This is a genomic window from Sinorhizobium sojae CCBAU 05684 (genome assembly GCF_002288525.1).
Classification (GTDB): domain Bacteria; phylum Pseudomonadota; class Alphaproteobacteria; order Rhizobiales; family Rhizobiaceae; genus Sinorhizobium; species Sinorhizobium sojae.
The window spans coordinates 676,532-689,362 of the sequence record NZ_CP023068.1 but is presented as its reverse complement, the minus strand read 5'-3'; the positions used below and the strand labels follow the sequence as shown (position 1 = coordinate 689,362).

11 protein-coding genes are annotated in these 12,831 nt (G+C 60.5%); 5 read left to right on the top strand and 6 right to left on the bottom strand.

The features are described from left to right. Positions 1-37 precede the first annotated feature (37 nt). Positions 38-814 carry a LuxR C-terminal-related transcriptional regulator gene (locus SJ05684_RS20855; RefSeq protein ID WP_034856938.1) on the bottom strand — a complete coding sequence of 259 codons (777 nt, stop codon included), beginning with the start codon at positions 812-814 and terminating at the stop codon, positions 38-40. A 692-nt stretch (positions 815-1,506) separates the two neighbouring features. On the opposite strand from SJ05684_RS20855, the gene SJ05684_RS31050 reads away from it, so the two are divergent. Further along, the gene (locus tag SJ05684_RS31050) at positions 1,507-2,325 is read left to right on the top strand and encodes a response regulator transcription factor (RefSeq protein ID WP_050980098.1); all 819 of its coding nucleotides are present in this window, start codon (positions 1,507-1,509) and stop codon (positions 2,323-2,325) included. Positions 2,326-2,443: 118 nt separating this feature from the next. Here the strand turns inward: SJ05684_RS31050 and SJ05684_RS20845 are convergent, their stop codons facing one another. Beyond that, positions 2,444-2,854, bottom strand: coding sequence for a hypothetical protein (locus SJ05684_RS20845; RefSeq protein WP_034856936.1), 411 nt, complete (start codon positions 2,852-2,854; stop codon positions 2,444-2,446). Positions 2,855-2,915: 61 nt separating this feature from the next. Continuing rightward, positions 2,916-3,461: a hypothetical protein gene (locus tag SJ05684_RS20840; RefSeq protein ID WP_034856934.1), complete on the bottom strand. Its 546-nt coding sequence runs from the start codon at positions 3,459-3,461 to the stop codon at positions 2,916-2,918. Positions 3,462-3,740: 279 nt separating this feature from the next. Between SJ05684_RS20840 and SJ05684_RS30050 the strand changes: the two genes are divergently transcribed. The 4 genes from SJ05684_RS30050 (at position 3,741) to SJ05684_RS20825 (ending at position 10,145) form a co-directional block, all read left to right on the top strand. After that, positions 3,741-3,899 carry a hypothetical protein gene (locus SJ05684_RS30050; protein WP_172901131.1) on the top strand — a complete coding sequence of 53 codons (159 nt, stop codon included), beginning with the start codon at positions 3,741-3,743 and terminating at the stop codon, positions 3,897-3,899. A 133-nt stretch (positions 3,900-4,032) separates the two neighbouring features. Continuing rightward, positions 4,033-4,998 carry a SctD/MshK family protein gene (locus SJ05684_RS20835; protein ID WP_050980097.1) on the top strand — a complete coding sequence of 322 codons (966 nt, stop codon included), beginning with the start codon at positions 4,033-4,035 and terminating at the stop codon, positions 4,996-4,998. 3 nt (positions 4,999-5,001) lie between these two features. Further along, entirely contained in the window at positions 5,002-6,897 is a 1,896-nt protein-coding gene (locus SJ05684_RS20830) for a flagellar biosynthesis protein FlhA (RefSeq protein WP_034856932.1), read from the top strand. A gap of 26 nt (positions 6,898-6,923) precedes the next feature. Next, the gene (locus tag SJ05684_RS20825; protein ID WP_034856930.1) at positions 6,924-10,145 is read left to right on the top strand and encodes a hypothetical protein; all 3,222 of its coding nucleotides are present in this window, start codon (positions 6,924-6,926) and stop codon (positions 10,143-10,145) included. Positions 10,146-10,406: 261 nt separating this feature from the next. Here the strand turns inward: SJ05684_RS20825 and SJ05684_RS20820 are convergent, their stop codons facing one another. From SJ05684_RS20820 to SJ05684_RS20810, 3 genes are all read right to left on the bottom strand, one after another. Then, on the bottom strand, positions 10,407-10,796 hold the full coding sequence (locus tag SJ05684_RS20820; RefSeq protein WP_244426674.1) for a hypothetical protein: 390 nt from the start codon (positions 10,794-10,796) through the stop codon (positions 10,407-10,409). 251 nt (positions 10,797-11,047) lie between these two features. Then, complete coding sequence (gene gfa / locus SJ05684_RS20815; RefSeq protein WP_034856926.1) at positions 11,048-11,623, bottom strand: S-(hydroxymethyl)glutathione synthase; 576 nt, start codon at positions 11,621-11,623, stop codon at positions 11,048-11,050. A 78-nt stretch (positions 11,624-11,701) separates the two neighbouring features. Next, on the bottom strand, positions 11,702-12,829 hold the full coding sequence (locus SJ05684_RS20810; RefSeq protein ID WP_095694333.1) for an S-(hydroxymethyl)glutathione dehydrogenase/class III alcohol dehydrogenase: 1,128 nt from the start codon (positions 12,827-12,829) through the stop codon (positions 11,702-11,704). Between the last annotated feature and the right edge of the window lie 2 nt (positions 12,830-12,831).

Below are 12,831 nucleotides of genomic sequence, written 5' to 3'. Positions count from 1 at the left end.
CCTGCAGCAGCGACTCGGGGCTAGGTGATCATGCGCGTCACGAGTAGCCCGCATCGCCGGCAAACAGATCGTTCAGCTTGTAGGCCACCTCGGTCCGGTTCGATGCCTTCAGCTTCTTCATGATGTTACGAATGTGAACCTTGACCGTGCTTTCGCGGAGGTTGAGTTCGTAGGCGATGATCTTGTTCGCTTTGCCTTTGCGCAAAGCCTGCACGACTTCCGCCTGGCGCAGTGTGAACATCCCCGCGAGCGGCGCCGGCTCCTGCTTTCCGGTCTCGATCAGGTGCCGCACGGCAAGAATGCTGCTCGCCGGAACGAATGTCCCCCCGGCGATCGCCAGCCCAATTGCCTCGATGCAAACCTCTACCCCGACGGATGTGGGGATGTAGCCCCGGGCGCCGGATTCGAGCACCTTCAATATCTGGGCGATGTCGTCATTGTCCGACAGAACCACGACCGGTATGGGACGAAATTCAGAGGCGAGCTTCGAAATGTCCGGGCTGACCTCGGTGACCTTCCGCGCGCCAATATTGAGAAGGACGGCTCCAACCGGTTGGCAACGATCCTTCTTTTCGCGCCATTCTTCAATGGAGCTGAACGCGATCACGTCCATGCCCAGGCCGTGATTGGTCAGGGTCCTCGCTAGGCATTCGCGGTCAAGGGCCCTGCTGTCGAGCACGATGAGGCATCGTTTGCCGATCTTTTCCTCCTGAACCCCGTTCTCGTCTGGACCGTCCCTCGATCCGCCTTGCGCTCCCGACGGGTCCCGCGCAAATACCGAAACTTTCTCGAACGTCGACACCGATGAAGCCATCACATAATCCTCTTATGAAAATTTTCGCCACCGCGAAAAAAGACAGAAATAATTCATGCTTAACAGGCGAATATTCCCCGACTAAAACTCACGGTAATTCTTTTTAATTAATACCTTTGAGTGAGGACGCAGGTTAATATCAGAGTAAACGACCACAGAACAATGACAAATTGGCAAAACTACAATCGATAATCTAATGGAACTTCGCCTAAAAATGAAGTGGCCTTCACAAATATCCTTTCACGGCGGAAATCATCCCCATCCTTCCGATGCACCGGTCGCCCCTCCTGGAGGAGGTCGCGCGTCAGCTTATCCGGCGGCAGCAACTCGCGTCACTATCCGGCTGCGGCGGCCGGTCTGCCACAGGCGGAACACCCGAGCGCGACCATCGAAATACCGGCACACGATGCGGCGCAGTGCGATGCAATCGTGCCTCGCATACCTCAAGGGGATGGGGAAATACCTCGGAGATTATACATCCGAGGTACAGAAGAGAATAGAGATGAACTCCGCAGTTACATAGAAACAATATTTGATACCTTCCTCAACGTCCCAATTTGGTCATTCTATGATGCGATTAATCATAGTACCTTTCGATTCCTGATTTCTATTTTCTTGCGGTCCAATCGGTCCGCAAGGTCGGAAATCTCGGACAGGACGAACACATAAGCGAGGTGCTTGAGGGCAGGACGATGAACTCATCAGGCACAGGGGATGGAAACGAATATCCGGCATCTGTTCGCCCTCTGAGATTGCGGGCCGCAGACGCCTTGTCGACGACAGCCGGTCGGCCGCCTGACCAGCCGCTCGTCATCATCGACAGGCGCGAACTCAGGCGTGAATGCCTGGCGCAGAACATCTCCGCAGCGAGGCCGGCGCGCGATGTGCTCACCTATGGTTCGGCGGAGGAATGGGAGAGGCAACGGAAAGGCGGCCCGTCTCCCTGCGCAGTGCTGCTGAACGTCGCGGAAAGACAGCTCGAAGATCCAGACATGGAAGAGGAGATCCGCAATCTCGTCACCGAACTTGCACCTGCACCTGTCATTTTACTGACCGACACCGACGAACTCACGCAGGTCCTCAAGGCGCTGGAATATGGGGCGAAGGGCTACATCCCCTCCTCTGTCAGCATTGATGTCTGCCTCGAAGCGATCCTGCTATCCATGGCAGGCGGCATCTTTGTGCCGGCCAGCAGCATCTTCGCGATGCGTCATCTGTTCGAACCGGGCGGTATGGCCACACGACCCTATGCCGGGATTTTGACCGATCGTCAGGTGGAGGTAGCGGAGGCCTTGCGCCGCGGGAAGGCGAACAAGATGATCGCGCACGAACTCAATCTCCGCGAAAGCACCGTTAAGGTGCATATCCGCAACATCATGAAGAGGATCAATGCGAGCAACAGGACCGAGGTCGCCTACAAGATCAACGACCTCTTCCCGGATCGTCTAGCGACAGACGCGCCCAACGACGCCGCTTTACAAAAGGGAACCGGCTCCCGAAACCACCATTAGATCGCGGTGCGCCGGCCACAGACTGCCCGAGGGCAGGCGCCTCAGCGCCGCGCGTTGTTTCAGACGTGCAAAAGCCGCTCTCGCGCTGTGAATGCAGGCTTGCGGACAGCCCGCCAGCTTAGTGCGGCGGCTCCCGGGCTGTCTCCTCCATAAGCTCAGTGCGCAGCGCCGTCTTCCTGGCGCGCTGCAGATCCCGCTCACACCGCGCGATCTCTTTCTCGACGGCCGCACGCTCCCGTTCGAGTTCATCGCGCCGACGGGCGAGTGCGGCGCTCGTTTTGCGCAACGCCAATTCGTCTTCCGCGGCGCGTTCAAGCTCCCAGCCCTCGACACGGCGGCCCGGCCTGAGGAGATTTGCGAGCACGGCACTCGCGCGGGTTTCCGACTCCCGCAGTTGCACCTCGACATCCCGCCGGCGTTCGTCGAGCTCCGCCAGATGCCGCTGAAGTTGGGCCAGTTCGCGCCCGAAATTGTCCGCCCGCATGTTGCGGATCCGTAAAAGCTGCGCGAAAGCGGCAGAATCTTTCATACGACGGCGCTCCGGTCCAAACGCGCTTCGGCTCGGTCCTCCCGAGATTGGGTGTCATGCGTCAGTTGAAGTTGGAGCGCGGTACGGCCTCCAGCACACCGCCGCGGATGACTTGGACCGTTTCGCCTCCGGACTGGCTGAGCAGCTTTTCGATTGCTTCGACGAAGGCAGCAGGTCCGCGCACGATCAAGACGTCGCTTTCCGCATCATGCACGATGGCGTCTTCCGGATAGAGCGGGAAGAGTGCATCGACGGCGCTTCGGGCGGACCTCCAACTACGCCCTCCCCGCTCTAGCACGACAGTCTCGACTTCGCTCTTCGGCGCGACAATCACGCGGCTTCCATCATAGGCGACGAACAGATTGCTGGCCCGGCCAAGCGCCGCAAAGGCGGCGATGCCCTCGTCCTTCACCGACAAGTTCTCGACCGTTCCGGAAAGTGACCCGATGGTGGTCACCGGAATTCCGGACATGAAGGACAGGGTGGCGACGACGTCCGCGAGAGGCTGCGAAACGACTTCCAGCCGCACGTACTGCGCATTCGCCTCGCCCAGCGCGGCCGGCATGGATAAAGCGAGAATGGCGTAGAGCAACCGATGCAGTCTCATTCTGATACTTCCCGTTCAGGCGACAACAGACGCGTACTAGCATTGCCTGGCCGCTCGTCATAGAACGGCACTCGTTCATTATAGAGTAACGTTAATGCATAAAATGCAACGGAAATCGCATTTGGAAACACGATGAAAACAATGTTAAGTAGTGCTAAATATACATAAAGCGAACATCATATCTATATTGCGAATTAACTGAATATTATCAATGCTATCTTGACTCTTACTTATTTCTGAATAGCGTTCGTCTCGCCAATTCAAAAAGGAGACACTGCTATGGCAAGCACTTCCACTCTCGACGCCGGCATTGGAGCCGCCATTTCCAGCTTCAAGGCCGCTCAGAACGAAGCGACCGCGCAGAGCTTGCAGGTTGCGACCGAGATCACCAAGATCAATGGTGTCGCTAACGCCATCAAGAAAATCGGTCCGGCCTAATTGGCCCTCGGGAGGCGAAGCTGTCCCGACAGCTTCGCCTCCCTTCTTCTGTCGCGAACAATTGTGGGCTACCGGTCGGTCGCCTGCAGCGCGTTGTCTTGCTCGCCGAACTCTGGAAGGACCGTTGACAATCATGCGCGCAGAATCACATCTGCAAGCCGCACCCCGACCGGGCACGGCCACGCAGCAGTCGGCGGCCGAGCCGGTGCTGCAGGTCACCCGTGCTGGCCGATCATCCGATCTTCCGCTTTCTCCCGGCCTTCATTCGGTGGGTGGCGGCGGACAATGCGACCTTGTCATCCTCGGGATAGAGCCGGAACCGGCGTTCAATCTCGTCTATTCCGCCGGTGCCGACGCAAATCTCCTCGTCGAGGCCTTGCGCGACGGCCTTACAGTGGGCGGGCGGCTCCTTGAGCCGGGCGATCAGACCAGTCTTGCCTGCGGCGAAGTTATTCGCTTTTCCGATGTCGAATGCGTCGTGCAAGGTCTCGCAGCGCGGGGGGCGCGCCGGCAGAATTGGCCGATGGGCCGCCGGATCTTGGCGGCAGGACTGCTGGCGGCTGCCGCAGCTTTGCTGTTCGGCCTGCAGGATAATCCGCCTGCCCCATCCAAAACGACTGAAGCGCACGTGCTTCCGGAACCGCCGCTGACGGCCGAGGATATCGTCGCTGAATTACGCGAAGCGCTGCGGCTTGCCCGCCTCCCACTCGAAGTCGCGATTGCCAGTGACCGGAGCACGGTCCGGGTCGGTGCCGGATCCCCGAAACTTCCACTCGAAACTCGCTTAAAACTGCAAGGCATTCTCTCGGCTGTCGAACGGCACAGCCCGTTGCCCATCGTCGACATGACCAGCCTGTCCTCCGGCCTCAGCGGCTTCGTCGCCGCCGTCGGCTACACGCCCGTCAAATTCATCATCGGCGCCGACGGCAAGCGCTACCGTGAGGGCGAGTTCGTCTCGGGCGAGTGGCGGATCGAGCAAATACAAGCGGGCCGGATGATCGTTGCCAGAGGCGGCGAGAGGGATGTCATCAGTTTCGAACCCAAGGTCCCGGCTATGGACCTGAGGCTCGCCCGGGCTCCCGAGGGCGGAGGCACCTGATCCATGGACGGATACATGCCGCCGCTTAGCGCCCTTAGCCGCCGCACGGACATTCTGTTTGCGGTCTTCTTCCTCGTTATCGTCGCCATGATGGTACTGCCGCTGCCGACCGTCATGGTCGATGCGATGATCGCCTTCAACCTTGCTTTCGCGTTCATCGTGCTGGTGACGACCATCTACCTGCGCAACGTGCTCGACATTTCGACCTTCCCGGCCGTGATCCTCATCGGCACAATCTTTCGCCTCGCGCTGACGATCTCGACGACGCGCCTGGTGCTCGCCACCGGCGACGCCGGCGAAATCATCGCCGCCTTCGGCTCCTTCGTCGTGGCCGGCAATGTCGTCGTGGGACTGGTCGTCTTCCTGATCGTAGCGCTGGTGCAGTTCATCGTCGTCACGAAGGGGGCCGAGCGCATCGCCGAGGTCGGCGCCCGCTTCACGCTCGACGCCATGCCGGGCAAACAGCTGGCGATCGACAGCGATCTGCGCAACGGCCACATCACGGCGGAAGCCGCGCAGAAGCGGCGCAGCCAACTCGAGCGGGAAAGTCAGTTTTTCGGCGCCATGGACGGCGCGATGCGCTTCGTCAAGGGCGACGCCATTGCCGGGCTCATCATCGTTGCAGTCAACCTTATCGGTGGCCTTGCAATCGGCATCTTCCAGCGCGGCTTGAGCTTCTCGGAGTCGCTGCAGCTCTATTCCCTGCTTTCGGTCGGCGACGGGCTCGTTTCCCAAATCCCCTCGATGCTGATGGCGGTTGCCGCCGGCACTGTCGTTACGCGCGTCAGCGATGAAGGCAACAGCAGTCTTGGGGTGGATATCGGCCGGCAGCTAGCACGCGAGCCGCGCGCGCTCGCGGTCGCGGCCGCAATGACCGCACTCATCAGTTTTGTCCCCGGACTGCCGGACCTCGTGCTCTGGCCGATCGCCGGGCTTCTCGGCTTCTTGTCCTTTTCGCTCTGGCGCCGCAGGAAGGACAAGGACTCCGACGGGGCGGAAGCACCGGCGACCGCCTCCCATCCTCACGCCCTCGATCGGACGAAATACGGGGACCCGATCATCGCCACGGTTTCCTCCGAAACGCTTGCGCGACTGGAGGCGGATGGATTGGCGAGCCTGCTGGACAACCGCATTCGCGTCGCTGCACGGGCTGTCGGCGTCGCCATCACGGTTCCGACTTTCAATGCGGACCCTCGCATGGGCAACGATCTCATTCACATTCAGGTCGAAAATGTGCCGGCCGGTCTCGTCCATTGCCCGAAAGGGCGACCGGCCGATAAGATCGCCAGTGATACCGTCCGAATCGTGCGCCGCCACATCGGCTCGATCTTCAGCGTCGATGACGTGACGCAATGGCTGACGAGTCTGGAACCCCGGCTTGGCAAGCTCGCGAGCGACGTCCGCGAGCAGGTCTCCCCGATGTTGCTGGTGGCGGTCATTCGACGCCTGCTCGATTCCGGGGTCACGCTCTCACAGCCGCGCGGCCTGCTGGAGACAATGCTCAACGCCCAACAGTCGCAAGCGCCGGAGGACATGGCGGAACGTGCTCGCCAGGCGCTGGGCAGCCAGATCGCCTTCGGCCTTTTGGATCAAAGGGGCCTCCTACCCGTCATCACCCTCGGCGCCGAGTGGGAACGCGCCGTACGGGCTTTCAAGGCAAGTTCCGGAGGCTCCGAAGCGGAAGCGCGCGAGAAACTGCGCAGGCTCACCGAAGAAGCAAACGACAAGCTTTCCGCCGCCAATGCGGAGGATCGTGATCCTGTTGCGATCGTCGGCGCTGAAATTCGGCTTCTGTCCCAGGCCCTGCTGATCCGACATGGCTGCCGCTTGCCGGTGCTCTCGTCGGACGAGATCAGCCCGGACATTACCTGCGACGTGATCGCTGCGGTCGGTGCATGACGAAACAAAAATAGGGGAAATGCGAAATGGTCGAATCCGTTACCAACCAGAACGGCACGGCGCCTATCCGGGACGAGATGGACCGGCTCAACAGCTCGAGTTTGAGGAATGAAATCTACCGGGGCATTTTCGAGGGCTATAAGAATAAGGATCGCAGCTTCCAAAGCATCGACGTCGCGCTGAACCGGGATAAATATACGGCGGAGCAGAAGCTGATGACGCTGTTCGATCTATTGGAGGCGCGGGAAAACTACGACAATTACGATGACCTGCCGAAGCGCTTCGGTGAGAAGCCGCTCAACCAGGATGAGATCTGGAAGGATCTGAACAACGCCATTGCCATTCTCCAGGCCGACTCGGAAGTGCAATCACTCCTGACAGAAAAGGTCTTCAAAGGGTTCAAACACATACTCACCACCGGCAACCGGGTGGCTCCTGAGACGGAGACCGACACAAGGAAGATCATCGAGAACTCGATCGCCCGGGATGACGAAGTGAAGGACCTGCGCGCGACGCTTACCAAAAGCTTCGATAGCGAAGTCGTCAATGGCGGCATCCTCAACGACGGCCTGAGAGCCGGCAAGGACATCCAGACGATCCTGCAGGAATACAACAGCGCACTTTCCTTCTACCTGTCGGTGCTGCCTCAAGAGACGATGACCGCCAATGCAGATAAGATCGAGGCATCCTACAAGGAATTCTACAACAAGGAGGTGCTGCCGCGCCTGCCGACCCTCAGCGATGCCCTTGACGGTCTGACCCGTGCGAAGGGCTTGGGATCGGTCACGCCGCAGGTCCAGGACCACCTCATCGCTAGCGAAGTCTTTGGCGAGGGACTTTTCGACTCCGACCTGATGAAGCAGATGGCCGCCTTTGCCGATGGCAGCGAGCGCACCGTCAGCGGGCGGGCCATTCCGGAGGTCTCGAAACTGGATACGCTGTTCCAGTCCGGCATCTACGACATCCCGTCGATGCGCCGGCTGCTCACGGAAAAGCACCTGACGCGGGACGACAAGCCCATTCCCAGTCTCGGGACGATCGCAGGCGAGACGATCGATCTCATCGCCAACAACTATTCCGGCGCGAGAAAGGAGACATTCGAATCCGACCTTATCTCGCTCTTCCGCGAACTCTGGGGCGATTTCGTCGAACTGGACGGCGGCGACGTGCGGGGCCTCGACGGCGCCATTGACCGATTCCTGCAACGCAATGGCATTTCCGGCGAGAAGGCCAATGCCCTGCGCGACGGGGCGAAAATGCTGTTCAACGGTGCGGCGTTGGCCTCGACAGTGGCGCGCGACAAAAACATGAGCACGAAGGAACTCTCCGCACTCCTGGTGATGAGCACGAAGCTCGCCGGCGGACATTTGGAAGAAGCGGGCGCCACATCCGGTCTGCGCGGCGAAGCCTCGCGGCAGATGACCGACTTCAAACTGGCCTCTTGGGACGCCTCCGTCCGCAAGAACCACGAGCTCGATGCTTTGAACAAAGCCGGCGATTCGCTCACCGGCTTCATCAAGCGCGCCGATCCGCAAGCGATCGTCTTCGGCCCCGCTCTGGAGCCGGGCGGGGTGGCAAGGCTCTTTTCCGACGCCACGTCGATCATGGCGGAAAACCTATACGGCGGCGACAACGACAAGGCTTTCGCCCGCCAGACCTTCTCCAGCGATGTGCTCACCATTCTCGAAGGTCTGTGGGAGAAATTCACCAAGGGGGAAGTATCGGCGAGGGACCTGCCTGGCCACCTGGAGCGGCTGACATTCCGCATGAACGCTCCGCAAGGCTCCGGCATGGGCGCCAGTGAGTACCGTGAGGCCGTGGCGCAGGCGGTGACGGCGCTTCTCGACGCGGGGGCACTGGTTTCGCGCGTGCAACCGAAGACACTGGGTCAGGACCTTGTTTACCGGGGGGCGGATGGCAAGTTCCACCGCAAAAGCGGCATCAACACCTACACGCCGCAAGAAATCAGCGCGTTGATTTCAATTGCGACAGGCTTGGCCGGACGCAGCATCGCCAGCGGCGGCGGAACGTATTCGCTCATGCGCGGCGATCGTCCGAGCATCAAGTCCTCCGAGATAGCAGGTACGCTGTTCGGTACGAAGGACCACGGCTGGGATATCGACGTCCTCGGCCGGTACGACCTGAAGACGGCTGAAGAGATGGCGGGCAAGGTGACAGACCTCGTCAAGGAACGCGCGCCTGATCTCAACATCGGCGACCCGACCGCCTTTTCTGGCGATAGTACGGATATGGAAGACATCCTCGGCGATACCGTCAACTCGATGGCCAGTTCCTACTTCGGTGACAATGTCGAGGCGGCGGAGCGCTTCAAGGGCAATGTCATGAGCATAATCTATTATGTCTGGTCGGTCGGCCGCCCCGGTGGCCAGGCCCAGACCATGACGGATCAATTGCTCAAGAAGGTCGTGGATGAACGCGTGACCGAAGCGCCGGGCAACATGTCGTTGGTCGCGTACAAGGACACGATCGTCCGTTCGGTCAATGCCGTCATGTATGGCGTCCGCACCGTCTATGCCGGATTCAACCTGAAGCCGGGGGATAATGTCGGCCTCTCAGCCCTCGTGCTCTATGCGGCTTCGACCGGGGTCAACGTCGTGCAGGCGGTCAGCGAGGGGCTGAAGGGCTCCGCCAACGCATCGAACAGCAAGTTGACGGAATGGGCGAAAATCGCCCGGCAGGATACGGCGGAACTGCTCAAGCTCGGTGTCAATGTGGCCAATGCCCTCATTTTCACGGCCTGGCTGCCCCTCGAGGTGATCTGGCTGATCCAGGACATCAAGGGCGGAGATCCGGTGAATATCAGCCTGCTCGCCCTGGGCCTTGGGGCCGATGTCGTCATCGCCGGAGAAGCGATAGTCGGTGCGGGGATGGCCCTCGCCAATCTGATGACCCGCGTGGGGACGCTCGGCGGGGTCGGACTTCTGGGTTCCGCCGGCACTTTTGCCATGGCGAGCAGCTTTGCGATGGTCTTCGGTGCAGCCAATCTGGTTTCTACTGCGGCCTGGATGGCCTACGCCATCTATCAGGGTGTCAAGGACAAGAACGCCTTCAAGAAGCAGACGAAGGAACTCGAGGCGACTCTGAAACGGCTGGTGGACGATCCAATCAAGTTCGCCCGGGGCTTTCAGTTCGGACCCATCAAGATCGGCGACCTCGACAAGCATGAGGCAACGCCGGTCGACTGGGATTCGGTCATCGCCCGGCAGAAGGCCCGAGCGACCGCTTGAATGGATCACTAACGCATAGTGCTCTCCGGTAATCGGACCCGATTTTCGGAGAGCACTATGAGTAAATCCAAAGAAGCGCTGCGTACTTTTTCCGTCCGAAAGGACGCACGGTCGTGTTGGGGCGCTTGCCAGCATCACCTTCGTCCGAAATCCCCTGAGGATCGGGCGCGAGTCGGCGACCAGCAATCCGGCGCTTGCCCCGTTCGAAATCACGGACAGCCGGCGAGTGACCGCCGACTGTCGTGAGCCTGACCGAAATCTTTACTCTTCGCCAACCAGGCTCCTGATTTCGGTCAGCTTCTCCATGCAGGCCTGCTCATTACCGGCTGCGGCCAGTTCGCGGGCTTCCGCCAGAAGCTCGCCCGGGCCATCCTGGGCTTCCACGTCACGCAACACCTCCTCCTGGTGAGGAGTGATCGCTTCCTGGGTGTTTGTCGATCCCGTTGTTTCACTTCCAACAGGCTGCTCCTGCTGTCCGGCAAGAACTTCTTCCTGATGCTGCGTGGCAGGCATGCCTGACTCGCTGCCGCTTACGCCCGTTTCCGCGGAAACAATGGTCTGCTCGAGTTTCTGGAGTTCTTCGCTGCAGTCCGCAAATGCCGGCGACGCCAGCAATAGGGGCAGGACGGCAGCTGCTGTGAGACGTTTCATCATTTTTCTCTTCGCTCCCTGTCTAGGGACGCAATGCATCCGTTACACCAGTGCAACAAAACAAAGCTCTGTGCGAAGTGTTCCGCGTTGGCGACTGATTCAACGCATATTGTTAGGAATGTTGAAAAACGCAGATCATGGTTGAGCGGGAGCGGCAAGCGCTCAGCGTCGCCAGCGCCGTACCTGACGGGCACCCTGTCAGCGCCTCCGCGAGCGCACTGACAGGATCGCACGGGCTCTATGTTTCGATATCAGCTCGCAAGCGCCCCCGTCTTCTTCGCAGTCCAAGTGGCAACATAGTCCATCAGGGCTGGGGACAGGCAGTCATAGGGCTCCAGCCCGAGCTCCCTCAAACGGCTCCGGATGCCGTCCATGCGGCTGGGATCGACTCCCGATTCGATAATGGAGGACACGAAGGCCGCAAAGCCGGGCGGAGCCCAGCCAGACTCCTGGAAGCGCTCGGGATGAATGAAATCCAGCCCTTGGAAGGCATGCTCTCGCTCCACCGGTCCATACATATGGACGCCGCATTCCCTGCAGGCGTGCCGCTGGATGAGCGCGGAGGGATCGACCACTTGCAGCTTGTCGCCGTTCTCAAGCACGGTCACCTTGTCATGCGGGACGACTGCGACAATAGAGAAGGCGGCGCCGTCAGGCTTCCAGCACTTGGTGCAGCCGCAGGCATGGTTGTGGGCAATCTGTCCCTCGATCCTCACCTTGACTGGCCGGTCCGTGCAGGCGCAGACAAGCGTGCCTCCCTGAAAGTCGGAGCGTCCCTGTTTCACGCCGCTATCAACAGCCGGATGAATGCGAATTGAACTTTCCATTGCGTATCCTCCCTGTTGTGCCTCAGCCCTCTCGAACATCGCGAGGCTTCAGCTTCTTCGTTTGCCCGGCGGTTACGCTCAGTAGACGACCACGCTTCTGATGCTTTTGCCGGAGTGCATCAGCTCGAAGCCCTTGTTGATGTCATCGAGCGGCATGGTGTGGGTGATCATCGGATCGATCTGGATCTTGCCCTCCATGTACCAGTCGACGATCTTCGGCACGTCGGTGCGCCCGCGCGCGCCGCCGAAGGCGGTGCCCATCCAGGTGCGGCCGGTGACCAGCTGGAACGGCCGCGTCGCGATCTCCTGGCCGGCACCGGCGACCCCGATGATCACCGACTTGCCCCAGCCGCGATGCGAGGCCTCCAGCGCCTGGCGCATCACCTTCACGTTGCCGGTGCAGTCGAAGGTGTAGTCGGCGCCGCCGATCTGGTCGGCGCCGCGCTTCGTCAGGTTGACGAGATAGGGCACGATGTCGTCGCCCACCTCCGTCGGATTGACGAAGTGGGTCATGCCGAACTTCTCGCCCCATTCCTTCTTGTCATTGTTCAAATCGACGCCGATGATCACGTCGGCGCCGGCGAGCTTCAGCCCCTGGATGACGTTCAAACCGATGCCGCCCAGGCCGAAGACGATCGCCGTTGCGCCGATCTCGACCTTCGCGGTGTTGATGACGGCGCCGATGCCGGTGGTGACGCCGCAGCCGATATAGCAGATCTTGTCGAAGGGGGCGTCCGGATTGACCTTGGCGACGGCGATCTCCGGCAGCACGGTGAAATTGGCGAAAGTCGAGCAGCCCATGTAATGGTGCAGCTTCTCGCCGTTGAGCGAGAAGCGCGAGGTGCCGTCCGGCATCACGCCCTGGCCCTGGGTGGCGCGAATGGCGGTGCAGAGATTGGTCTTGCGCGACAGACACGAGGGGCAGGACCGGCATTCCGGCGTATAGAGCGGAATGACGTGGTCGCCCTTCTTGACGCTCGTGACGCCAGGGCCGACATCGACGACGATGCCAGCGCCTTCATGGCCGAGGATTGCCGGAAACAGCCCTTCCGGATCGGCGCCGGAGAGGGTGAAATCGTCGGTGTGGCAGATTCCGGTCGCCTTCACCTCGACGAGCACCTCGCCGGCCCGCGGGCCTTCGAGCTGCACCGTCATCACTTCCAGCGGTTTGCCGGCCTCGCTGGCAACGGCAGCGCGTACGTCCATGT